A 22,586-nucleotide genomic window follows, 5' to 3' on the forward strand; every position below is an offset into this window, starting at 1 on the left:
CACCACGAAGGACGGCGCATCACGAGGGACGGCCCGCACCGTCCCGGTGCGGGCCGTCCTCAGGTCCTGCGAATCCCGCGCGTCAGCCCTCGACGCCCAGCTTCTCGAGGATCAGTTCCTTCACTCGCGCCGCGTCCGCCTGACCGCGGGTGGTCTTCATGACCGCGCCCACCAGCGCGCCGACCGCCGCGACCTTGCCGCCGCGGATCTTGTCCGCGATCGCCGCGTTCCCGGCGATCGCCTCGTCGACGGCCGCGCCGAGCGCCCCCTCGTCCGAGACGACCTTGAGGCCGCGCTTCTCGACGACCTCGTCCGGGCCGCCCTCGCCGGCGAGCACGCCTTCGATGACCTGGCGGGCCAGCTTGTCGTTCAGGTCACCGGCCGCGACCAGCGCGGTCACCCGGGCGACCTGCTCCGGGGTGATCGGCAGCGAGGACAGCTCGACGCCGTCCTCGTTGGAGCGGCGGGCCAGCTCGCCCATCCACCACTTGCGCGCGGAGGCCGCGTCGGCGCCCGCGTCGATGGTGGCGACGATCAGGTCCACCGCGCCCGCGTTGAGGATCGACTGCATGTCGTGCTCGGAGACGCCCCAGTCCTCACGCAGCCGGTTGCGGCGCACCCGGGGAAGCTCGGGAAGTGTGGAGCGCAGCTCCTCGACCCACGCGCGGGCAGGCGCGACGGGCACCAGGTCGGGCTCGGGGAAGTACCGGTAGTCCTCGGCCTCTTCCTTGACTCGGCCGGACGTGGTGGAGCCGTCCTCCTCGTGGAAGTGACGGGTCTCCTGGACGATCGTGCCGCCGCCGTTGAGGACCGCGGCGTGCCGCTGGATCTCGTAGCGGGCCGCACGCTCCACCGAGCGCAGCGAGTTGACGTTCTTCGTCTCGGAGCGCGTGCCGAACTTCTCGGTGCCGTTTAGACGCAGCGACAGGTTCACGTCGCAGCGCATCTGGCCCATCTCCATGCGGGCCTCGGAGACGCCGAGCGCCTTGATGAGCTCGCGCAGCTCGGCGACGTACGCCTTGGCGACCTCCGGCGCACGCTCGCCCGCACCCTCGATCGGCTTGGTGACGATCTCGATCAGCGGAATGCCGGCGCGGTTGTAGTCCAGCAGGGAGTGGGACGCGCCGTGAATACGGCCGGTGGCACCGCCGACGTGGGTCGACTTGCCGGTGTCCTCCTCCATGTGGGCGCGCTCGATCTGTACGCGGAAGACCTCGCCGTCCTCCAGCTGGACGTCCAGATAGCCGTTGAAGGCGATCGGCTCGTCGTACTGCGAGGTCTGGAAGTTCTTCGGCATGTCCGGATAGAAGTAGTTCTTCCGGGCGAAGCGGCACCACTCGGCGATCTCGCAGTTGAGCGCGAGGCCGATCTTGATGGCCGACTCGACGCCGATCGCGTTGACGACCGGGAGCGAGCCGGGCAGGCCGAGACAGGTCGGGCAGGTCTGCGAGTTGGGCTCGGCGCCCAGCTCGGTCGAGCAGCCGCAGAACATCTTGGTCTTGGTGCCGAGCTCGACGTGGACCTCAAGGCCCATGACGGGGTCGTAGGACGCGAGGGCGTCCTCGTACGACACCAGTTCAGTGACGGTCACGATGAAACTTTCCCTCTCAGCCCAGCAGGACGTCGTCGTCGCCGAGGCGCTTCAGCTCGCGATAGAGGATCGCGAGGCCGGTGACGATGGCGGCGGCGGACACGGCGGCGTCGATCAGTCGCAGAACGTCGTTGTCGTTGCGGGCCAGCTTCGCCTGCTTGGCGACACTGATCGCGCCGAACGCCGTGCTGCCGAGCGACACGTACAGCCCAGTCTTGGACTTCTTGAAGTTCTTGGCTTTCTTGGCCATGGCACTCACAGCGACGGAGCCTCCTCAAGCAGCGGGTGGCCCCACTTTTCCACGAAAGCGGCCTCGACGGCGGCGCCGACCTTGTACAGCCGGTCGTCCTTCATGGCGGGGGCGATGATCTGCAGTCCGACCGGCAGTCCGTCCTCCGGCGCAAGGCCGCAGGGCAGCGACATCGCGGCGTTGCCGGCCAGGTTGGTCGGGATGGTGCACAGGTCGGCGAGGTACATCGCCATCGGGTCGTCGGCTCGCTCGCCGATGGGGAAGGCGGTGGTCGGCGTCGTCGGCGAGACGATCACGTCGACCTGCTCGAACGCCTTCTCGAAGTCCCGGGTGATCAGCGTACGGACCTTCTGCGCCGAGCCGTAGTACGCATCGTAGTAGCCGGAGCTGAGCGCGTACGTGCCGAGCATGATGCGTCGCTTGACCTCGTCGCCGAAGCCCGCCTCACGGGTCAGCGCGGTGACGTCCTCGGCGGACTTCGTACCGTCGTCGCCGACCCGCAGGCCGTAGCGCATGGCGTCGAAGCGGGCGAGGTTCGAGGAGCACTCGGACGGCGCGATCAGGTAGTACGCCGACAGGCCCAGGTCGAAGGACGGACAGTCCAGCTCGACGACGGTCGCGCCGAGGCCGCGCAGCACTTCGACGGCCTCGTCGAAGCGCTCCATCACACCGGCCTGGTAGTGCTCCCCGCGGAACTGCTTGACCACGCCGACGCGCATGCCCTCGACGCTGCCGTTGCGGGCGGCCTCGACGACGGGCGGGACGGGGGCGTCGATGGACGTCGAGTCGAGCGGGTCGTGACCGGCGATGACCTCGTGCAGCAGGGCCGCGTCCAGGACCGTGCGGGCGCAGGGGCCGCCCTGGTCGAGGGAGGACGAGAAGGCGACCATGCCGAACCGCGAGACACCGCCGTAGGTGGGCTTGACGCCGACCGTCCCGGTGACGGCGGCGGGCTGGCGGATGGATCCGCCGGTGTCCGTGCCGATGGCGAGCGGTGCCTCGTAGGAGGCGAGGGCGGCCGAGGAGCCGCCTCCGGAGCCACCGGGGATGCGCGTGAGGTCCCAGGGGTTGCCGGTCGGGCCGTAGGCGCTGTTCTCGGTCGAGGACCCCATGGCGAACTCGTCCATGTTGGTCTTGCCGAGGATGACGACGTCCGCCGCCTTGAGCTTCTTGGTCAGCGTGGCGTCGTACGGCGGGATCCAGCCTTCGAGGATCTTGGAACCGACCGTGGTCGGGATGCCCTCGGTGGTGAAGATGTCCTTGAGTGCGAGCGGGACGCCGGCCAGCGGGCCGAGCTTCTCGCCCGCCTCACGCTTGGCGTCGACGGCGCGGGCCTGCGCAAGGGCACCCTCACGGTCGACGTGGAGGAAGGCGTGCACCTTCTCGTCGACGGCCTCGATACGGGCCAGATGGGCCTCGGTGACCTCGACCGCGGTGAGCTCGCCGGAAGCGATCTTCGCGGCGATCTCGGCGGCCGTCAGCTTGATGATGTTGACGTTGGTGTCCGTCATGGTGATTAGTCCTCCCCCAGGATCTGCGGCACCTTGAAACGCTGCTGCTCCTGGGCCGGGGCGCCCGAGAGCGCCTGCTCGGGGGTGAGCGACGGACGGACCTCGTCCGCACGCATGACATTGGTCAGCGGCAGCGGGTGGGAGGTCGGGGGTACGTCTTGGTCGGCGACCTCGGAGACGCGGGCGACCGCGCCGATGATGTCGTCGAGCTGTCCGGCGAAGTGAACGAGCTCTTCGTCCTTGAGCTCCAGACGCGCCAGCCGGGCGAGGTGGGCGACCTCCTCGCGCGTAATGCCAGGCATGCAGCGATCCTCAGGGGTGAGTGTGTGGTTTTGAGCCCAATCCTATGGGGCGGGGGGCGCTGCCCACGAAACGGTTGGGCGGCCGGACCCCCGCGGGCCCTCTCACCTGCTGCGCAGCACCGGATGGCGAGGGAAAGGTCAGGGGACGACCTGGCTCGAGGACTCGTCGGCGTCCGATGCGGCGGGCAGCTCGGCGGGGCGGTGCCAGCCGCGCTCGCCCCGCGCCCGCAGCCAGGCGGTGGTCTCCTGCGGGGGCATCGCGGCCGCGACAAGCCAGCCCTGGACGGCGTCGCAGCCCAGATCGCGCAGCCGCTCCCAGGTCTCGTCGTCCTCGACGCCCTCGGCGACGACCAGCAGCCCCAGGGAGTGCGCCAGGTCGACGGTGCAGCGGACGATCGCGGCGTCCTCGTCGTCGATGGCGAGCCGGGCGACGAACGAACGGTCGATCTTGAGCTCGCTCACCGGGAGCTTGCGCAGATGGACGAGAGAGGAGTAGCCGGTGCCGAAGTCGTCCAGCGACATCTTCACGCCGTGGTCGGTCAGCCCGGCCAGGGTGTCGGCGGCACGCTGCGGGTCCTCCAGGAGGACGTGCTCGGTTATCTCCAGCTGGAGGGAGCCCGCCGGGACGCCGTGCCGGGCCAGACGCGCGGCTACGGATCCGGCGAATCCGGGGGTGTGGACGTCGCGGGGCGAGACATTGACGGCCACCGGGACGTACAGCCCCTGGGCGCGCCACTTGGCGACCTGGGCCAGGGCCGTGTCGAGGACGTACTCCGTCAGATGGGGCATCAGGCCCGATGACTCGGCGATGGCGATGAACTCGTCCGGCGGGACTCGGCCGCGGTCCGGGTGGACCCAGCGCACCAGCGCCTCAAGGCCGGCGACATGGCCGTCGAACTGGACCTTCGGCTGGTAGTGGAGCTCCACGTCCCCGGCGTCGAGCGCCCTGCGCAGATCGCCGAGCAGGCCGAGCCGGTCGGGGGTGTTGCTGTCCCGCTTGTACTCGTACACCTCGACGCCGGTGCGGTCCCGCTTCGCCTGGTACATCGCGACGTCCGCGCGGCGCAGCAGTCCCTCGGCGTCCTGTGCGTGCTCGGGGAAGACGGCCACGCCCGCGCTCGCCTCCAGGACGAGGGTGAGCCCGTCCAGATCGAGGGGCGAGGACAGCTCGGCGACCAGATGGCGGGCGACGCGCTGGGCGCTGGTGGTGGAGTCCGCGGTCGGGAGCAGTACGGCGAATTCGTCGCCGCCGAGCCTGGCGGCCTCGGCGCCGCGCGGCAGCGCCAGCTTCAGCCGGTCGGCTATCTGGAGCAGCAGCCGGTCGCCCGCGAGGTGACCGAGGGTGTCGTTGACGGAGCGGAACCGGTCGAGGTCGATCAGTACGAGAGCGGAACGGGCCCCACTGGCCTCGGCGTCCTCCAGGGCGGACCAGGTCCGTTCGAGGAGCCACTGACGGTTCGGCAGTCCGGTCAGCGGGTCGCGCAGTTGCTCCTCCGCTCTCGCCCTGGCTATCCACAGCGTGGAGTCGAGGGCGATCAGGGGTACGGCGAACAGCGGCAGCATCAGGGGCAGGGCCACGGCGACCACGCAGATCAGCGGGGCGATGCCGAGCAGGGCGACGGCGACAAGGCCCTGTCTCAGCAGGGCCGTACGGGCGGCGGTGGGCAGACCACCGCCCTGCGGGGCCAGCACGTACCACAACAGCAGCCGGGTGACCGCGAGATAGGCGGTGGCCGCCAGGACCACTTCGGGGACGGCCTCGATCCCCCAGTCGAGTGGTTCCCAGGGTGTCTCGACGCTCGGCTCCACCCCGAACACGGCGAGGACGAGCGCGGCGGCGCCTATCCCGAGGATGTCCACCGCTCCGTGCAGCAGGCCCTGGCGCCAGCGGTGGCGGCGGGCGGCGCCGACGAGGGCGACGACGGCGAGGCTGACCAGCCCGGCGGGGACCCAGCCGAAGAGCAGCAGCACGGCGAGGGTGAGGGCCGCTCCGGAGCCGGTGCCGCCCCACCAGCGGTCGCGGCCGAGGGCGACCAGATGGCCGACGATGAGCCCGGTGAGGAGGGCGAGCGACCAGCCCACGGTGGAGCCGGGGAAGAGCGCGTTGCCCTCGCGCGCGGTGCTGACGATGCCGATGACGAGCAGGGCTCCGGCGCATGCGACGGCGGCGGCGGGCAGGCCCGGTGCCATGCCTGCAAGGGCCGCTGCTCCACGCGGCCGTGAGACCGGGGCGGCGCTCTCGGTCGGTTTCATTCCCGTCCCTCTCACAGCCGGCGGTGCCGATGCCTCGCGATGGCTCCGTTGTCATGCCACCACGACTGAAATCCCACCACGCAGCCGTGCACGACAGGCGCACATCTCAACAGTAGGCCGCAGGAGGCTCGGACGGGCAGCGCTCTACAGCTCTTGCCCGAATGCGACCAGGCCACCCTTATCCATCTGGTATGCGCTGAACGGGTGACCTGTACCGGTCGTTCCGACGCCGGAAACGACGTCTGATTCCGGCCCCGTGCGCCCCCTCTGGGCCCCCGGACGAGCCCCTCCCAAGCCCCGCGCACGCCCCCTCCGTCACGCCTCTGCAGGCACAGCGGCCTCACGGGCCGCGTCCGGCCCCTGTTCAAGGAGGATGACGAAGCCCGCCTCGTCCAGAACAGGCACCTTCAACTGCATTGCCTTGTCGTACTTGGAACCAGGGTTGTCCCCCACCACCACGAAGGCCGTTTTCTTCGAAACAGAACCGGCCACTTTCGCTCCGAGGCTCTGGAGGGCTTCTTTTGCGCCATCCCTGGTGTAATTCTCCAGAGTGCCGGTGACGACCACCGTCAGTCCCTCCAGCGGCCGGGGCCCTTCGTCCTCGCCCGCGTCCTCTTCCTCCATGCGGACGCCCGCCTCCCGCCACTTGCGCAGGATCTCGCGGTGCCAGTCCTCCTCGAACCACTGCTTGAGCGAGGCCGCGATGATGTCGGCCACGCCGTCGACCGCAGCCAGCTCCTTCTCGGTGGCCTGCTCGATCCGGTCGATCGACCGGAACTCCCGGGCCAGTGCCTCGGCCGCCACCGGGCCGACGTGGCGGATGGAAAGGCCGGTAATGATGCGGGCGAGCGGGCGCTGTCTGGCCGCCGCGATGTTCTCCAGCATCGCCAGGGCGTTCTTCCTGGGCTCGCCGAGCTGGTTGGCGAAGACCGTGACGACTTTCTCCTCGCCGGTTTTCGGGTCACGCTTGGGCAGTCCGCTGTCCTGGTCGAGGACGTAGGCCTTGATGGGCAGGAGCCGCTCGATGGTGAGATCGAAGAGATCGCCCTCGTCGGCCAGTGGCGGGGTGGACGGCTCCAGCGGCTTGGTGAGCGCGGCGGCGGCCACATAGCCGAAGTTCTCGATGTCCAGCGACTTGCGTCCGGCGAGATAGAAGAGCCGTTCGCGCAACTGGGCCGGGCAGGAGCGGGCGTTCGGGCAGCGCAGATCGATGTCGCCCTCCTTCATGGGGCGCAGCGCCGTGCCGCACTCGGGGCACTCCGTGGGCATCACGAACTCCCGCTCGCTGCCGTCCCGCAGGTCCGCGACCGGGCCGAGGATCTCCGGGATGACATCGCCCGCCTTGCGCAGCACGACCGTGTCGCCGATGAGCACGCCCTTGGCCTTGACCACGTCCTGGTTGTGCAGGGTGGCGAACTCGACCTCGGAGCCGGCGACCGTGACCGGTTCCACCTGGGCGTACGGCGTGACCCGCCCGGTGCGGCCGACTCCCACCCGAATGTTGACCAGCTTGGTGTTGACCTCCTCCGGCGCGTACTTCCAGGCGATCGCCCAGCGCGGCGCACGCGAGGTGGAGCCGAGCCGGCCCTGGAGCGGGATCTCGTCGAGTTTGACGACCACGCCGTCGATCTCGTGCTCCATGGAGTGGCGGTTCTCGCCGAAGTGCGCGATGAACTCGCGCACGCCCTCCAGCGAGTCCACGACCTTGTTGTGCCGGGCGGTGGGCAGACCCCATTCGCGCAGCAGGTCGTACGCATGGGAGAGACAGTCGATGTCGAAGCCCGAGCGGGCGCCGATGCCGTGGACCACCATGTGCAGCGGGAGGGTCGCGGTGACCTTGGGGTCCTTCTGGCGCAACGAGCCCGACGCGGAGTTGCGCGGGTTGGCGTACGGCTGGTCCCCCGCCTCCACCCGGCGGGCGTTGAGCTCCTGGAACTTGTCCATCGGGAAGTAGACCTCGCCGCGGATCTCGACGAGGTCGGGGACGCGGTCGCCCCGCAGCCGGTCGGGGATGTCAGCGATGGTGCGGACGTTCGGTGTGATGTCCTCACCGACGCGACCGTCCCCGCGGGTCGCCGCGCGGGTCAGCCGCCCCTTCTCGTACGTCAGGTTCACGGCGAGGCCGTCCACCTTGAGCTCGCACAGGAAGTGGTACTCCGAGGAGCCGACATCACGGGCGATGCGCTCGGCCCAGGCGGCGAGCTCCGCGTCGTCGAAGGCGTTGTCCAGGGAGAGCATCCGCTCGCGGTGCTCGACCTTGGCCAGCTCCGTCTCGTACTGACCGGCGACCTTCTGGGTCGGCGAGTCGGGGGTGCGCAGCTCGGGGTACTGCTCCTCCAGCGCCTCAAGCGCGCGCAGAAGTGTGTCGAACTCGCCGTCGCTGATGACCGGGGTGTCCTTCACGTAATACCGGAAGCGGTGCTCCTCGACCTGCTCGGCGAGTTGCGCGTGCTGCTCCCGTGCCTGTGCGGGCAGTCCCGTCTGCTGTTCGCCAGCCACCGTCTCGTCCTCCCGATTTCCCAGCACCCCGTTACTCAGGGTTGTCTGCGAGCGATCTCGCGGCCCGGACGCAATGGGTGAGCGCGGCGCGGGCATACGCCGGTGAGGCGCCCGCGAGCCCGCATGCCGGAGTGACCACCACGGACTCGGCGAGAGTCCCCGGATTCAGCCCCAGCCTGCGCCACAACGTCCTGACACCCATGACGCTACCGGCAGGGTCCGACAATGGAGCATCCGTGGACGGCACGACTCCCGTGAAGAGTTTCGTACCGCCTTCGACGGCCTCACCGATCTGTTCCTCGTCACGTTCGGTGAGCAGACCGAAATCGAACGACACTCCTGCCGCGCCGGCCCGGCGCAGCAGCGCGAACGGCACGTCCGGCGCGCAGGAGTGGACGACCACGGGATCGTCCGCGACTCCCATCACCTCCCGCAGCGTGCCCTCGACCACCTGGCGGTCGACCGCCCTGTGGGTGCGGTAGCCGCTGGCCGTCCTGATCTGTCCACGCAGCACGGCGGTCAGTGACGGCTCGTCCAGCTGGAGCACCACGCGGGCGCCGGGCACCCGGCGGCGTACGTCCGCCAGATGGGAGCGGAGCCCTTCGGTGAGCGAGGCCGTCAGGTCCCGGACGGCGCCCGGATCGCCGAGGGCCGCCTCGCCACCTCGCCGCTCCAGCGCGGCGGCGAGCGTCCACGGCCCCACGGCCTGGACCTTCAGCGGCCCCTCGTAGCCCTGGGTGAACTCCTCCAGGGCGTCGAGGTCCTCGCCGAGCCACGAGTGGGCCCTGCGGGTGTCGCGCCCCGGGCGGTCGCTGATGCGCCAGCCGCTGGGCTCGACATGCGCGTACATCTCGACGAGCAGCCCGATGGTCCGCCCGATCATGTCGGCGCCGGGCCCGCGTGCGGGCAGCTCGGGCAGGTTCGGGAACTCCTCGAAGGCCCCGGCGGCGGTCTTCGCGGCCTCGCGGGCGTCGCCGCCGGGCATGGATCCGACCCCGGTGGCGGGGCCCCAGGGGAAGCTCATCGTCCGGGCCGCACCGTCAGGTCGTTGATCTCCGCGTCGCGTGGCAGGTCGATCGAGGCCAGGATCGCCGTGGCGACCGACTCCGGGTCGATCCAGCGGGACGCGTCGTACTCCTTGCCCTCCTGGGAGTGCACCTTGGCCTGCATGGGGCCGGCGGTGCGGCCCGGGTAGACCGAGGTGACGCGGATGCCGTTGCCGTGCTCCTCGTGACGGAGGGAGTCGGCGAGCGCCTTGAGGCCGTGCTTGGAGGCGGCGTAAGCGCCCCATTCCGCGTGGGCGTTGAGGCCCGCTCCGGAGTTGACGAAGAGCACATGGCCCTTGGCGGCCCGCAGTTGGGGCAGGAACAGCCGGGTCAGTTCGGCGGGCGAGACGAGGTTGGCGTTGAGCTGCTGGTGCCAGGTCTTCGGCCGCAGCTCGGCGATCGGGCCGAGGTCGACGACTCCCGCGATGTGCAGCAGCGAGTCGAGCCGGTCGGGCATCGGCTGCATGCCGAGGGACCGTGAGATGCGGTCCGGGTCGGCCAGGTCGGCGACCAGTGTGCGTGCGCCCTCGTACCGCGAGGCGAGCTCCTTGGCCCGCCCGGCGTCACGGGCCAGCAGAATCAGGTCGTCACCGCGCGCGTGGAGGCGGCGCGCGACGGCCGCGCCGATGCCGGAGCCGGCGCCGGTGATCAGGTGTGTAGCCATACGGGACATGCTCGCACTACTGGATGCCTGCCGACTCCTCCAGGTAGGCGAGCGCCGAGATCCCGTCCTCGGCGAAGAACACCAGGTCGGCCAGCGGGAGGGGCAGAAAGCCCTCCTCCTCCATCCGGCGGAACTGGTGCTTGAGGCCGTCGTAGAAGCCCGCGGTGTTCAGCAGGACCACCGGCTTGGCGTGCTTGCCGTGCTTCTTCAGCTCCAGGATCTCTGTGGCCTCGTCCAGTGTTCCCGTACCACCGACCATGATCACGACGGCGTCGGCCTTGTCGAGGAGGAGCGCCTTGCGCTCGGCGAGATCCTTGGCGATCACCATCTCGTCCGCGTCAGCCCGTGCGTTCGCCGCGAGGAAGCCGACCGAGACGCCGACGAGCCGCCCGCCCGCCTGCTGGACGCCGTCCGCGACGACCTTCATCAGCCCGCTCTCGGAGCCTCCCCACACCAGGGTGTGGCCGCCCTTGCCGACGAGTTCGGCGAAGTCGCGGGCGGGACGGGTGTAGCGCTCGTCGAGGTTGGCGGCGGAGAGGAAGACACAGATGTTCATGGCCTCACGGTACGTCTGCGGTACGGGGAAGAAGTACGGCCCGCGCGGTGCTGTGCCACATATGGTTCACGGACACGCAATCACCATCGAGCAGGGCACGGTTCACGTACGCGTGGTGCGGGACGGGAGGGTTCTGGCGGAGAGCCGGAGTCCGCTCGTCCTGCGCGAGACGGGCTGTCCCGTGCGCTACTACCTCCCCGCCGAGGACGTGCGGACCGAGCTGCTGACTCCCTCGGAGACCCGCACGTACTGCCCGTTCAAGGGAACGGCCTCCTACTGGTCCGTGCCGGACGCGCAGGATCTGGTGTGGGCGTATCCCGAGCCCAAGGACGATGTGGCGCGGATCAAGGGGCACTTCTGTTTCTACGACACCATGGTCGTCCAGGGCTGACCGAAGAACATCGAGCCGGGCGATGAGTTCCCCTCAGCCCCGCAGTCACCCTGCTGCGCCCGTCCGGTGGACACGCGGACGCCTCGCCTCCAGTCGTCCGGACACCTCGCCGTCCGGTCGGCCGTCCACCCGTCCACCCGTCGCCCGTCAGCGGCGGACCGCGATCGGCCGATCCGGATCAGGACATCAGGCGACCGGGGCAGCCGCCCGCTCCGTCGTCGCGATCGTTGCCGAGCCGACCACCCGCGTGCCGTCGTACAGCACGATCGCCTGGCCAGGTGCCACGCCGCGCACCGGATCGGTGAAGCTCACCCGGAGCGTGCCGTCGACCAGCTCGGCGCTGACCTCGGTCTCGCCGCCGTGGGCGCGCAACTGCGCGGTGTACGTCCCGGCGCCCGCCGGGGCCGTACCGCACCAGCGCGGCTTGATCGCCGTGAGAGCCCTCACGTCCAAGGCCTCGACCGGGCCGACCGTCACCGTGTTGTTCACCGGCGAGATGTCCAGGACATAGCGCGGCTTGCCGTCGGCCGCGGGGTGGCCGATCCGCAGGCCCTTGCGCTGGCCGATCGTGAAGCCGAAGGCGCCGTCGTGGCTGCCGACCTTCGCACCGCCCTCATCGACGATGTCCCCCTCGGCCGTGCCGAGGCGCGAGGCGAGGAAGCCCTGGGTGTCGCCGTCGGCGATGAAGCAGATGTCGTGGCTGTCGGGCTTCTTGGCGACCGCGAGACCCCTGCGCTCGGCCTCGGCCCGGATCTCGTCCTTGGTGGTGAGGGTGTCACCGAGCGGGAACATGGCGTGCGCCAGCTGCCGCTCGTCGAGCACGCCGAGGACATACGACTGGTCCTTGGCCATGTCGCTGGCCCGGTGCAGCTCCCGGTTACCGTCCTCGCCCGTCACGACCGTGGCGTAGTGGCCCGTGCACACGGCGTCGAAGCCGAGCGCGAGCGCCTTGTCGAGCAGCGCCGCGAACTTGATCTTCTCGTTGCAGCGCAGACACGGGTTCGGAGTGCGGCCCGCCTCGTACTCCGCGACGAAGTCCTCCACCACGTCCTCGCGGAAGCGTTCGGCCAGGTCCCACACGTAGAACGGGATCCCGATGACGTCCGCGGCGCGGCGGGCGTCGCGGGAGTCCTCGATGGTGCAGCAGCCGCGCGCACCCGTACGGAAGGACTGAGGGTTCGCGGAGAGGGCCAGGTGCACACCGGTGACGTCGTGCCCCGCCTCGGCCGCCCGGGCGGCGGCGACTGCGGAGTCCACACCGCCGGACATCGCGGCGAGCACACGGAGGGGGCGCTGGGGAGTCTGAGGAGTCATAGCCCTACCAGGGTAAGGGGGCCGGGGAACCGAAAGCTCGCGAGTAAGCGTTGGGCAACGCATGGGGAGCGAATCGAAGCGTGGCAAGGGGCGGGGTGTCAGTCGGCGTGCCGTGCTGATCGGCGGGGGCGCGGCGGTGCTGGGCGCCGGTGTGCTGGCACGGGACGAGCTGCGACGTGTCTGGTGGCGGGTGCCGGGGATGGCGCAGTCACGCAAGGACGGTGAGCTCGACCACGCCGGCGCGCAGTGGACGGCTGCGTCGCGGTCGAACTGGCGACTTGCGGACAGGCCCGACGACTTCAGCATCGACCGGGTGGTCATCCATGTCGTCCAGGGCAGCTTTCCCTCGGCTCTCAAGTCGTTCAAGGACCCCGCTCACGGCGCGGCGACGCACTACGTGGTGGGCAAGGACGGGCGTGTGGCGCAGATGATCCGCGAGCTGGACGTGGCCTTCCACTGCGGCAACCGCTCGTACAACGAACGCAGCGTCGGCATCGAGCACGAGGGCTTCGTCGACCGGCCGGCCGACTTCACGGACGCGATGTACCGCGCGTCGGCGCGGCTCACGGCGGGGATCTGTGTGCGGTACGACATTCCGGCGGACCGGAAGCACATCATCGGGCATGTGGAGGTTCCTGGCACGGACCACACGGACCCCGGGCCGCACTGGGACTGGAAGCGCTACCTCACACTGGTACGGAGCGCGATACCGACGGCCCGACAGGCAGCGGAGGAGGCCACCGCCGCGGGCTGAGCCGGTGTGCCGCTGAGCGCGGGCCGGCTGCCGTGGTCAGCTCAGTCCCGCATGACGGGCACGTTCCACCGCGGGGCCGATGGCCTCCGCCACCGCCTCCACATCCGCCTTGGTCGAGGTGTGGCCGAGGCTGAAGCGCAACGTCCCACGGGCCAGATCCGGGTCGGTGCCGGTGGCGAGCAGGACATGGCTGGGCTGGGCGACACCGGCCGTGCAGGCGGAGCCGGTGGAGCATTCGATGCCCTGCGCGTCCAGAAGCAGCAGCAGGGAGTCGCCCTCGCAGCCGGGAAAGGTGAAGTGGGCGTTGGCGGGGAGGCGGTCGTCCGGGTCTCCGCCGAGGATCGCGTCGGGGACGGCCGTGCGCACGGCCTGGACCAGTTCGTCGCGCAGTGCGCCGATCTCGCGGGCGTGGTCCTCGCGCCGCTCGGCGGCGAGACGCCCCGCGACGGCGAAGGAGGCGATCGCGGGGGCGTCGAGGGTTCCGGAGCGTACGTGGCGCTCCTGGCCGCCGCCGTGCAGGACGGGGACCGGGGTGTACTCGCGGCCGAGGAGCAGCGCTCCGATGCCGTACGGACCGCCTATCTTGTGTCCCGAGACGGTCATTGCGGCGAGCCCCGAGGCGGCGAAGTCGACGTCGAGCTGGCCGAAGGCCTGGACGGCGTCGGCGTGCAGCGGGACGCCGAACTCCCTCGCCACCGCGGACAGTGCGGCGACCGGCATGACCGTGCCGATCTCGTTGTTCGCCCACATCACGGTGGCGAGGGCGACATCGTCGGGATTGCGGGCTATGGCCTCGCGCAGGGCCTCGGGGTGCACCCGTCCGTACGCGTCGACCGGCAGGTACTCCACCGTCGCGCCCTCGTGCTCGCCGAGCCAGTCGACGGCGTCGAGGACGGCGTGGTGCTCGACGGGGCTTGCCAGGACGCGGGTCCTGGCCTGTTCGGCGTCGCGCCGCTGCCAGTACAGGCCCTTGACGGCGAGGTTGTCCGCCTCCGTGCCGCCCGAGGTGAAGACCACCTCGCTGGGGCGTGCGCCGAGAGCGTCGGCGAGGTCCTCGCGGGCCTCCTCGACGGCACGGCGGGCCCGGCGCCCGGCGGCGTGCAGTGCCGAGGCGTTGCCGGTGACGGTGAGCTGCGCGGTCATCGCCTCGACGGCCTCCGGCAGCATCGGAGTGGTCGCAGCGTGGTCGAGGTAAGCCATGGTGGCCACGATTCTACGAGGCGTGGCGGGGGCGCGGACGCGGCGCAGGGGTGCACGGGCGTGCGGGTGCCTCGTGCGCAGTGCTCCCGCTGCGCGGGTCAGCCGCTGATGCCCCAGCCGACCGTGCCGTTCGCGCTGACCAGGACGGCCAGTACGACCAGGTCCGCGAGGCCGAGCGCGAGGCCGAGGAGGGCGCGGCCACGGCGTGCGGTGCCGCGCCAGAGGGCGAGGCCCGCCAGGACGACGGCGATCGGGCCGAGCACCATGTTCATCACCAGCAGACCGACGAGTCCGAGGACGAAGGCGGCGACGGCCATGCCGTCGGCGTCACGCCGGGTCCTCGGTGCGGGCCGTGCTTCGGACATGGAGGTCTCCCGGACGGCGGCATCCCCGCGGGTGCTCTCGGTGCTCTCGCCGCGGGTGGTGCGTTCGCTTCGCGCGGCGCGTTCGCTTCGCGCGGTGGCGGTGAGTTGCATGGTGGGCTCCTTCCGGGTCAGTGGTGGCGTGCGCGGCGCTCGCGCACGGCGAAGACGAGCAGCCATGCGCCGATGACGGCGCAGGCCACGAAGGTGACGGAGAGGGGAAGTTGGGCCACGGCGCCCAGCATGATTCCCAGGAGGAGAAGCGCTGCGACGAGGGCGATCATTGTCTTCCTTTCGAAGTCTCGGTGAACACTTGTGATTACGACTGTTCACTGACTGCTGAGTCTACACTTCCCTTCTTGGGAGAACGGTTGTTTACTGAATGCTATGAGTCACACCGCCGGGATTCGTCAGGCCCAGAAACAGAAGACCCGTCAGGCCCTCCTGGACGCGGCGCTGCAGTTGCTGGAGGAGCAGAGCCTGAGCAGTCTCGGCCTGCGTGAGGTGACCCGCGCCGTCGGTGTGGCGCCCACCGCGTTCTACCGCCATTTCCGGGACACGGGCGACCTCGGCGTCGCGCTCGTCGAGGAGGCGCTCGGCAGCCTGCACGCCACGATCGGCGAGGCGCTCGCGGAAACGGGCGACGCCGTACGCATCGACCGGACCGTCGCGCTCATCGCCGGCCTGGTGCGGACCTCACCCGCACATGTCCGCTTCATCGCCCGCGAGCGGCACGGCGGCGTGCAGCCCGTACGCGAGGCGATCGGCGCGCAGTTGCGGCGATTCGGCGACGAGGTGGCGGCGGCGTTCGCCCTGGAGCCGGATTCGGCGGGATGGAGCGAGGCGGATCTGCGGATGCTCGCCGGTGTGTATGTGGACCACATGGTCGTGACCGCGTCCACCTTCCTGGAGGCGGGGCCGGAAGGCGAGGAGCGGGTCAGCTCGGTGGCGCGCCGTCAGCTGCGGCTGATCAGCCTGGGCCGCCGTCACTGGCTGGACTGACCGGGACCTCCCCGCCGCCTGCGGGGCCGGCGCCTCCCGCGCCGTACAGCTCGACCACGGCGGCCGCGGCGCGGGCCAGCTCCGCGCGGGCCTCGGGCGGGGACAGGATCTCGACGCTCTCGCCGAAGGCGAGCAGCGCGCGGGCCGCCATCACGGACGGGACGGCGAGTTCGAGACGGGTCCACTCCCCTGCCGGGACCGGCTCCTCGGCGAGCATGCCCGCGTGGATGCGCAGGAACAGGTCCAGACGGTCGGCCTTCACCCGGGCCGACACCCGTACGTTCGTGGGGCGATCCTGGACCTGGCGGCGCAGCACCTCCCAGACGTCCGCCAGCTCCTGGCCCTCGCGCCGCCGCACCGGCGCGTCGGTGAGCGTGGCGGAGAGCACCCGGTCGGCGCGGAACAGCCGGGGCCGGGTGCGGTGGTCGGCTATCAGGTACCAGACGCCCGCCTTCACGACGAGTCCGTACGGGTCGAGGGTGTACGTCCGCGGCTCGGTCGTGCCGCTGTGGCGGTAGCGCAGCCGCAGCCTGCGATCGGTGAAGACCGCGGTGTTCAGTACGTCGAGATCCACCGCCCGGTGCGGCAGACGCATCCAGCGGGCCGGGTCGACGAGGATCCGCCGGCTCGTCAACTCCGCGGCGGGCCGGTGCGGTTCGGGCAGCGCGGCCATGACCTTGCGCAGGGCGGAGCCCAGCGCCTCGTCGAGGCCGAGCGCGGAGTGTGCGCCCTGGGCGGCCAGCACGAACAGGGCGCGGGACTCGTCGGCGGTCAGCCCCGTGACATCGGTACGGAAGCCGGGCAGCAGGGCGATGCCGCCGTGGCGCCCCCGCTCGGCGTAGACGGGGACCCCGGACGCGGAGAGCGACTCGACATCGCGGTAGATCGTGCGTACGGAGACCTCGAGCCTCTCGGCCAGCTCGGTGGCGGGGACGAGAGCACGGGTCTGGAGAAGAAGCAGGATCGAGAGCAGCCGGTCGGATTTCACGCTCTGAGGATCTCCGGAAAACATGACGGGGGTTGTCAGGTTATCCCTGGAGAGTCCTCCTCGTCACCGAGTCCCGGTCTTGAGGAGAAGGACACCATGAACGATCCCCGCCCCCTGTACGAGCGTGCCGCCGACCAGTTCGCGAGCCTGGTCAAGCTGGTCACGCCGGAACGGCTCGACGACCCGACGCCGTGTACGGAGTACGACGTGCGAGAGCTGCTCTCCCATGTCACGGGCGCCACACACCGGTTCGCGCTGATCGGCGAGGGCGGGGACGGCATGTCGGTGCCCGCGCGGGTCGACGGTGTCACGGACGACGGCTGGACAGCGGCGTACGACGAGGCGCACCGGCGCGCCACGGCGGCGTGGGCGGACGACGCGAGCCTGGTCCGCGAGGTCGCGGTGCCGTGGGCCCCGGCGCTGCCGGGGGCGGCGGCGGTGGGCGGCTATGTGATGGAGACGGTGACCCACACATGGGACCTCTCACGCGCGCTGGGCCATCCGCTGCCGCTGGAGCAGGCCCTGGCGGAGGCGATTCTTCCGATCGCGCAGGCAGTGCTTCCGCCGGAGAGCCGTGGCGAGGGGGTGCCGTTCGGGCCGGTCCGGGAGGCGGGGTCGGACGCGGACGCGTATGACCGGCTGGCGGCGTGGCTGGGGCGTACGGTCTGACGGGCCCTCGGGGGGTGCGGCATGAGGCTCCGGGCACCGCACCCCCATGCCCTCAGGGCCGGGTGTCCTGCCCCGGACCGCGCCGTGAGCGCCGACGGGCTCGGGAGCGCCGGCGGGCCTCAGCCCCGCGACGCCTTCGCCAGCTGACGCGACTGCGCGACCAGCCGGTCCGCGCTGTCCCAGACCTCCGCGTCCTCCTCCAGGAAGCCGCCCGCCAGGTTGCGCGTCGTGATCGAGACCCGCAGCGGCCCGGGGGCCGGGCGGCAGCGGATGTGCGTGGTCAGTTCGACGGTCGGGGTCCAGCCCTTCAGGCCCAGCTCGAACGATGTCGGCGGCAGCGCATCGACCGTGAGCAGAAGCGAGAACGGGTCGGCGTCCCGGCCGTCCGCGAGGGAGAACCAGCCACGCATTTCACCCTTGCCCGAGGGCGCACCCACGACCCAGCCGACGGTCGCCGGGTCGAGCCTGATGTTCAGGCGCTGCTGGATCGCCGAGTTGCCGGGGAACTTCGGCGCGGGACCGTCGGACGGGCCGAGGCAGTCCTGAAGCGCGGGCATGACGGGCGGCTGCGCCGACGTCCGTACGTCGTCCGGCAGCGCAGCCAGGTCGCCATAGGTGGCGAGGACGCGGATACGCTCGACCTCGGTGCCGTCCTGCGCGTACTGGAAGAGCGAGGCCTGGCCGGTGGAGAGGGAGCTGCCGGTGCGCACGAGCTCGGTGCGGATCACCGCGGGGCCGGGCTGCGACGCGCTCAGATAGTGCGCGGAGACCGTGAACGGGTCGGGATGCGGAAGCGCGTCGCCCAGCGCCCGGCCCAACATGGCCAGGAGATAGCCGCCGTTGACGGCCCGGATGATGGTCCAGCCCGACGAGAGCTCCGCGTCGTAGACGCCCGGTGCGCGCAGGGTGACCGCGGTCTCGCGGTCGAACTCGCTGTCCCCGATGGATGCCTGAACTGCCTGTGCCATAGAGGCACGGTACAACAGAAAAATACTGAGCGGTAGCTTATTTTTCGCACCGCCGCCAGCCCTCCGTCCCGCGCGCCCGAGGAACCCCGCACCGGTTTCCGGGGGACGATTCAGCCTGCACGGACCACGGCCGGCGCCGCCTACGACGGATACGTCCGTCCGTCGTCGTTGTAGTCGCGGACCCGCTCCTGCACCAGTGGAGGCAGAGTCCCGGCCGCCAGGTCGGCCAGCGTCGTGCCCTCCAGAACCTGGCGCAGGCTCGTGCGCACCGCGCGCCAGACATCCGGCAGGGCCGACGCCGCGCCGGGGTACGCCAGCCCCGTCAGTTTCAGATCCCGCACGCTCATCAGGGGCCCGTCCATGGCTCGGATGACGTCGGCGACGGTGACCTCCGTGGGGGGCCGCGTCAGCGCGTATCCGCCATCGGGGCCGCGTTCGCTGCGCACCAGTCGCGCCCGGCGCAATTCACTGAGCACGGAGAAGAGGAAGCGCAAGGGAATGTCCTGACGGCCCGCGATGTCCTCCGCCTTCAACGGCCGGCCCGACGTGCAAGCCAGCTCCGCCATGGCCCGAACCGCGTAGTCCGTTCTCGCCGAGATCCTCACGACATCAATGTCTCACGGTCGACGGCCACGCGTCCCGCCCTCGCGAGGCCCCCGACTCCACCGAGTCCGCCGACTGCAGTGCATGGGGTTGCCAATTCAGTTTGTTTATCGAAATAGTGAAGAACATCATCCCTGTGCCGGAGCCGGAGGTATCCGTGGTCCCCGCTCTTCCCCCATCAACTGTCGCTGTCGTCGGTGCCGGAGCGGCCGGTGCGCTGGTCGCCACGCAGCTCTGCGAAGCCGCTGCCCGTCGGCGTACCGGGCTCCAGCTGATCCTGATCGATCCTGCGGCGGAAGCGGGCCGCGGCACGGCGTACGCCACCGCGGCCCCTGAGCATCGGCTCAACGTGCCGGTCGGCGGCATGAGTTGTTACCCCGACGATCCGGGGCACTTCCAGCGCTGGCTCTGCCGCCACGGCGAACCGACCGTCACCGCCGCCGACTTCGCCACCCGCTACCGCTACGGCGCCTATCTCTCCGACACCCTCGGCCAGGCGATCATCAAGGCGCACGGCACCGTCTCCGTGAGCCGCCTGCGGTCAACGGCGACGAGCTGCACGTGGACGGCCGACAGTCGCGCCTCGCTCAAGCTCGCCGACGGCCTGACCGTGACAGCCGACAGCGTTGTCCTTGCCACCGGGCCCGCGGCAGGCTCCAGCAGCTGGGCCCCGGCCGAGCTGCGCAGCTCGGACCGGTTCATCAGCCGGCCATGGGCCCCCGGAGCGCTCGACGGATTGCGCGAAGCCGACAACGACGTACTGCTGGTCGGCACCGGGCTCACGGCCGTTGACCTTTCCCTCGTCCTGGACCGGCCGGGCCGCACGGTGCATGCCGTGTCGCGCAGCGGGATGCTGCCCCGTCCGCACGCGCTCGCTCCCCTTCCCCCCGTGCCACCGCCACCTGGGCTGGTGGGGCTGCCGCCGGCCCGACTGCGCGCGGCGGTACGGCGGCATCTGACCGCTTCCCTGCGCGCCCTCGGCGACTGGAGGCCGGCTCTGGACGGACTGCGCCCCGTGACCGTGGCAATCTGGCAGAGCCTCACCGACGACGAGCGGGCCCACTTCCTCGGCCGGGACGCCACCGAGTGGAACGTGCACCGCCACCGCATGGCCCCGGTCACCGCCGAAGCCGTCGGCCGTGCGCGGGTCGCCGGCCGGCTTCAGGTCCGGGCCGGGAGGGTCGCATCCGCCCGGCCCGTCGACGACGGGCGGCTCGACGTCACTCTCGTGGACGGGCAGGTTCTGCGGGTGGGCTGGGTGGTTGACTGCACCGGCCCGGGACCGCGCATGGACGGCTCCGGCGATTCGCTGTGGAGCGGACTGCTCGCCGACGGCCTCGCGGTCCCCGGCCCGCTGGGTCTCGGGGTCGCCACCGACCGCGGACGACTGCGCGATGCCCGGGGCCGCACCGACCGGCCGCTGTTCACCCTCGGCGCGTCCCGGCGCGGCGAGCTGTGGGAGACCACGGCCATCCCGGAGATCCGCGTCCAGGCCGCGGCGATCGCCGACGATGTGCTGGCCCCGCTCACCCGGGCGGCCAGGGCCGGACACCGGCGGCCCGCCGACCAGTTCGGGCTGCCCCTGTCCACCCACGCCGCCGCAGCAGCCGCCTACCGCTCCGGACTCGCGCGGGTCGTCATGGTACGTGCGGGGGCGGCAGAAGCCTTCTCCCGTGCGACCGAGCTCGATCCCGGATTCGCACTCGGTCACGCCGCGCTCGCCCTGCTCGGCCATGAGTGCGGTGCCGACGTCGATGTGCCCCGGGCTCTCGCCGACGCCCAGCGCAGCGCGGGTGAACGCGGCGACGAGCGTGAGCGATCGTTCGTCGACGTCGTCGCCCGCCGGGTCCGGGGAGGCGACGGCGACCGCTCTCTCGTCGACCACCTCGACTCCTACCCGGGCGACGCACTGGCACTCAGCACCGCCGTCCCCACCATCGCCTTCTCCGGAATCAGCGACCTCGACGGCGACCTGGCGCAGCGGCTGGTGGAACGCACCGCCCCTGTCTACGAGGGCCACTGGTTCCACATGTCACTCCTGTCGTTCGTCCGCCAGGAGCAGGGGCAGTACGCGGAGGCGGGCGATCTGGCCCGTGCGGCTCTCGCCCGCGAACCGGCTTCCGGGCATGCCGTGCACGCACTCGCCCACGTCCATTACGAGTCGGGAGAACACCAGGAAGGCCGGGACTGGCTCGATCAGTGGATCAGCGGCCAGGGGCGTGGCGCCGTGCACCGCGCGCACTTCTCGTGGCACGTGGCGCTGCACGAACTCGCCCTCGACGACCCGGCTGCGGTACGCAGGCGCTGGCTCGCCCAGCTGACTCCGGACCGGGTACGCGGGGTACGGGCCCTGGTCGACTCGGGATCGCTCCTGTGGCGGGCCCGGATGGCCAGCAGCTGGACGGGACGCATGCCCGTCGACGACGTACTGGGCGCAGTGGCGGACGACATGGTCGAACGACCCTCGACAGCGTTCACGGCGATGCACAGCGCCGTCGCACTCACCGCTGCCGGAGATCAGCCCGCACTGCGGCGGCTGCGCGCGCACGCGGCGCAGGCCGATCCCGTGCAGCGGGAGGTCATCGTCCCGTTGTGCGATGCGCTGGGATCCGTCCTGGAGGAACGCTGGGCCACGGCGGTCCACGGCTTGCGCGGCATCCTCCCCACCCTGCGCCGGGTCGGCGGGAGTGCCGCCCAGCGCGAGGTCGTCGAAGAGACACTGCTGTACGCGCTGGTCTCCGCCGGCCGCTGCGACGCTGCCCGGCATCTGCTGGAGCAGCGACTGGACCGGCGCCCCAGTCGGCTCGACACACGGCGGCTGGCCGACCTGCCCGCCTGAGAAACAGGGCGGCCCGGCAGGACCGGGCCGCCCGCTCAGTACCGTGGAGCCGCGGGCGGAGGGATCGCGTCCAACCGCTCCACCGGCCCGGCGGACACGCCCTACACCTCCTCGGCGGCTGCGGAGCTCCGGTGCCACGCCCGGGGCGCCCGCCAGTGGAAGCGCATCGCGAGCAGCCGCAGCACGAACGCCGTCACCACGGCGAGTCCGCTGGTGACCGCGTTCAGCGCGTCGAAGCGGATGCACAGGACGACCAGGATGGCGCCGACCATCGCGGGAACGGCATAGAGATCGCGGTCCCAGCGCAGCAGCGACGGCACCTCGTTGGCGAGTACGTCACGCAGCACACCTCCGCCGACGGCGGTGGCCAGGCCAAGGGCCGCGGAGGGGGTCAGGCCGAGCCCGTACTCGTACGCCTTCGTGGTGCCGGTGACGGAGAAGAGACCGAGTCCGGCGGCGTCGAAGACATTGACGCCGACCTGGATGCGCTCGACCTGCGGATGCAGGAAGAAGACGAGGGCCGCGGCTACGAGCGGCGTCAGAAAGTACCCGAGGTCGCTGAAGGCGGCTGGCGGGACCGCCCCGATGATCATGTCACGGAGAAGCCCGCCGCCCAGCGCTGTGACCTCGGCGAGCACCGCTATGCCGAAGACGTCGAAGTTCTTGCGGACGGCGAGCAGCGCGCCGGAAATCGCGAAGACGAAGATTCCGGCGAGGTCGAGCGCGTGCTGGACGGAGGGCGTGAACAGTTCATGGAGCACCGGACGATTGTGCCGGTTCTCGGGCGCGACGCTTACCGACGCGTGTTCGGAACGATCGGCGGT

The 22,586-nt window shown here is 70.9% G+C and carries 22 protein-coding genes; 5 read left to right on the forward strand and 17 right to left on the reverse strand.

All coding sequences use genetic code 11. From position 1 onward, the window contains the following. Nucleotides 1–82: 82 nt before the first annotated feature. From gatB to OG293_RS09510, 9 genes are all read right to left on the reverse strand, one after another. The gene (gene gatB / locus OG293_RS09470) at nt 83–1,591 is read right to left on the reverse strand and encodes an Asp-tRNA(Asn)/Glu-tRNA(Gln) amidotransferase subunit GatB (RefSeq protein WP_405998320.1); all 1,509 of its coding nucleotides are present in this window, start codon (nt 1,589–1,591) and stop codon (nt 83–85) included. A gap of 16 nt (nt 1,592–1,607) precedes the next feature. Beyond that, complete coding sequence (locus OG293_RS09475; RefSeq protein WP_073727053.1) at nt 1,608–1,841, reverse strand: hypothetical protein; 234 nt, start codon at nt 1,839–1,841, stop codon at nt 1,608–1,610. A gap of 5 nt (nt 1,842–1,846) precedes the next feature. Then, complete coding sequence (gene gatA / locus OG293_RS09480) at nt 1,847–3,352, reverse strand: Asp-tRNA(Asn)/Glu-tRNA(Gln) amidotransferase subunit GatA (RefSeq protein WP_405998321.1); 1,506 nt, start codon at nt 3,350–3,352, stop codon at nt 1,847–1,849. Between the two features lie 5 nt (nt 3,353–3,357). Further along, a complete protein-coding gene (gene gatC / locus OG293_RS09485) occupies nt 3,358–3,654 on the reverse strand; it encodes an Asp-tRNA(Asn)/Glu-tRNA(Gln) amidotransferase subunit GatC (protein WP_405998322.1) in 297 nt (98 codons plus the stop codon). Between the two features lie 138 nt (nt 3,655–3,792). Beyond that, nucleotides 3,793–5,907 carry a putative bifunctional diguanylate cyclase/phosphodiesterase gene (locus OG293_RS09490; protein ID WP_405998323.1) on the reverse strand — a complete coding sequence of 705 codons (2,115 nt, stop codon included), beginning with the start codon at nt 5,905–5,907 and terminating at the stop codon, nt 3,793–3,795. A gap of 315 nt (nt 5,908–6,222) precedes the next feature. Continuing rightward, nucleotides 6,223–8,406, reverse strand: a complete 2,184-nt coding sequence (ligA, locus tag OG293_RS09495) for an NAD-dependent DNA ligase LigA (protein WP_405998324.1) — start codon at nt 8,404–8,406, stop codon at nt 6,223–6,225. Between the two features lie 31 nt (nt 8,407–8,437). After that, nucleotides 8,438–9,430 carry a methionine synthase gene (locus OG293_RS09500; RefSeq protein ID WP_405998325.1) on the reverse strand — a complete coding sequence of 331 codons (993 nt, stop codon included), beginning with the start codon at nt 9,428–9,430 and terminating at the stop codon, nt 8,438–8,440. Next, entirely contained in the window at nt 9,427–10,116 is a 690-nt protein-coding gene (locus OG293_RS09505) for an SDR family oxidoreductase (RefSeq protein WP_405998326.1), read from the reverse strand. Before OG293_RS09505 ends, OG293_RS09500 begins: the two co-directional genes overlap by 4 nt. A 16-nt stretch (nt 10,117–10,132) precedes the next feature. Then, nucleotides 10,133–10,672 (reverse strand): TIGR00730 family Rossman fold protein, encoded by a 540-nt coding sequence (locus OG293_RS09510; protein ID WP_405998327.1) that lies wholly within the window; start codon nt 10,670–10,672, stop codon nt 10,133–10,135. Between the two features lie 61 nt (nt 10,673–10,733). Between OG293_RS09510 and OG293_RS09515 the strand changes: the two genes are divergently transcribed. Beyond that, nucleotides 10,734–11,063 carry a DUF427 domain-containing protein gene (locus OG293_RS09515; RefSeq protein ID WP_405998328.1) on the forward strand — a complete coding sequence of 110 codons (330 nt, stop codon included), beginning with the start codon at nt 10,734–10,736 and terminating at the stop codon, nt 11,061–11,063. A 186-nt stretch (nt 11,064–11,249) separates the two neighbouring features. Here the strand turns inward: OG293_RS09515 and mnmA are convergent, their stop codons facing one another. Beyond that, nucleotides 11,250–12,377, reverse strand: coding sequence for a tRNA 2-thiouridine(34) synthase MnmA (gene mnmA / locus OG293_RS09520; protein ID WP_405998329.1), 1,128 nt, complete (start codon nt 12,375–12,377; stop codon nt 11,250–11,252). 61 nt (nt 12,378–12,438) lie between these two features. On the opposite strand from mnmA, the gene OG293_RS09525 reads away from it, so the two are divergent. Then, nucleotides 12,439–13,131 carry an N-acetylmuramoyl-L-alanine amidase gene (locus OG293_RS09525; protein ID WP_405998330.1) on the forward strand — a complete coding sequence of 231 codons (693 nt, stop codon included), beginning with the start codon at nt 12,439–12,441 and terminating at the stop codon, nt 13,129–13,131. 36 nt (nt 13,132–13,167) lie between these two features. Here the strand turns inward: OG293_RS09525 and OG293_RS09530 are convergent, their stop codons facing one another. The 3 genes from OG293_RS09530 to OG293_RS09540 all read right to left on the reverse strand — a co-directional run bounded on the left by OG293_RS09530 (nt 13,168) and on the right by OG293_RS09540 (nt 14,977). Beyond that, nucleotides 13,168–14,331, reverse strand: coding sequence for a cysteine desulfurase family protein (locus OG293_RS09530; protein ID WP_405998331.1), 1,164 nt, complete (start codon nt 14,329–14,331; stop codon nt 13,168–13,170). 98 nt (nt 14,332–14,429) lie between these two features. Beyond that, nucleotides 14,430–14,807, reverse strand: a complete 378-nt coding sequence (locus OG293_RS09535; protein WP_405998332.1) for a DUF4190 domain-containing protein — start codon at nt 14,805–14,807, stop codon at nt 14,430–14,432. 17 nt (nt 14,808–14,824) lie between these two features. Continuing rightward, nucleotides 14,825–14,977, reverse strand: a complete 153-nt coding sequence (locus tag OG293_RS09540) for a hypothetical protein (RefSeq protein ID WP_405998333.1) — start codon at nt 14,975–14,977, stop codon at nt 14,825–14,827. 103 nt (nt 14,978–15,080) lie between these two features. On the opposite strand from OG293_RS09540, the gene OG293_RS09545 reads away from it, so the two are divergent. Beyond that, nucleotides 15,081–15,695, forward strand: coding sequence for a TetR family transcriptional regulator (locus OG293_RS09545; RefSeq protein ID WP_405998334.1), 615 nt, complete (start codon nt 15,081–15,083; stop codon nt 15,693–15,695). Here OG293_RS09545 and OG293_RS09550 read toward each other — a convergent pair. Next, nucleotides 15,664–16,683, reverse strand: coding sequence for a helix-turn-helix transcriptional regulator (locus OG293_RS09550; protein WP_405998335.1), 1,020 nt, complete (start codon nt 16,681–16,683; stop codon nt 15,664–15,666). The genes OG293_RS09545 and OG293_RS09550 overlap by 32 nt on opposite strands. Nucleotides 16,684–16,779: 96 nt before the next feature. Here OG293_RS09550 and OG293_RS09555 point away from each other — a divergent pair, with 96 nt between their 5' ends. Beyond that, nucleotides 16,780–17,352 (forward strand): TIGR03086 family metal-binding protein, encoded by a 573-nt coding sequence (locus tag OG293_RS09555; RefSeq protein WP_405998336.1) that lies wholly within the window; start codon nt 16,780–16,782, stop codon nt 17,350–17,352. A 119-nt stretch (nt 17,353–17,471) separates the two neighbouring features. Here OG293_RS09555 and OG293_RS09560 read toward each other — a convergent pair whose 3' ends face one another. Beyond that, entirely contained in the window at nt 17,472–18,320 is an 849-nt protein-coding gene (locus OG293_RS09560; protein ID WP_405998337.1) for a thioesterase family protein, read from the reverse strand. Between the two features lie 140 nt (nt 18,321–18,460). Further along, complete coding sequence (locus OG293_RS09565; RefSeq protein WP_405998338.1) at nt 18,461–18,925, reverse strand: RrF2 family transcriptional regulator; 465 nt, start codon at nt 18,923–18,925, stop codon at nt 18,461–18,463. Between the two features lie 134 nt (nt 18,926–19,059). Here OG293_RS09565 and OG293_RS09570 point away from each other — a divergent pair, with 134 nt between their 5' ends. Continuing rightward, a complete protein-coding gene (locus OG293_RS09570) occupies nt 19,060–21,762 on the forward strand; it encodes an FAD/NAD(P)-binding protein (RefSeq protein ID WP_405998339.1) in 2,703 nt (900 codons plus the stop codon). 101 nt (nt 21,763–21,863) lie between these two features. Here OG293_RS09570 and OG293_RS09575 read toward each other — a convergent pair whose 3' ends face one another. Continuing rightward, on the reverse strand, nt 21,864–22,523 hold the full coding sequence (locus OG293_RS09575) for a trimeric intracellular cation channel family protein (RefSeq protein ID WP_405998340.1): 660 nt from the start codon (nt 22,521–22,523) through the stop codon (nt 21,864–21,866). Between the last annotated feature and the right edge of the window lie 63 nt (nt 22,524–22,586).

The organism is Streptomyces sp. NBC_00829 (genome assembly GCF_045161795.1).
GTDB lineage: Bacteria > Actinomycetota > Actinomycetes > Streptomycetales > Streptomycetaceae > Streptomyces.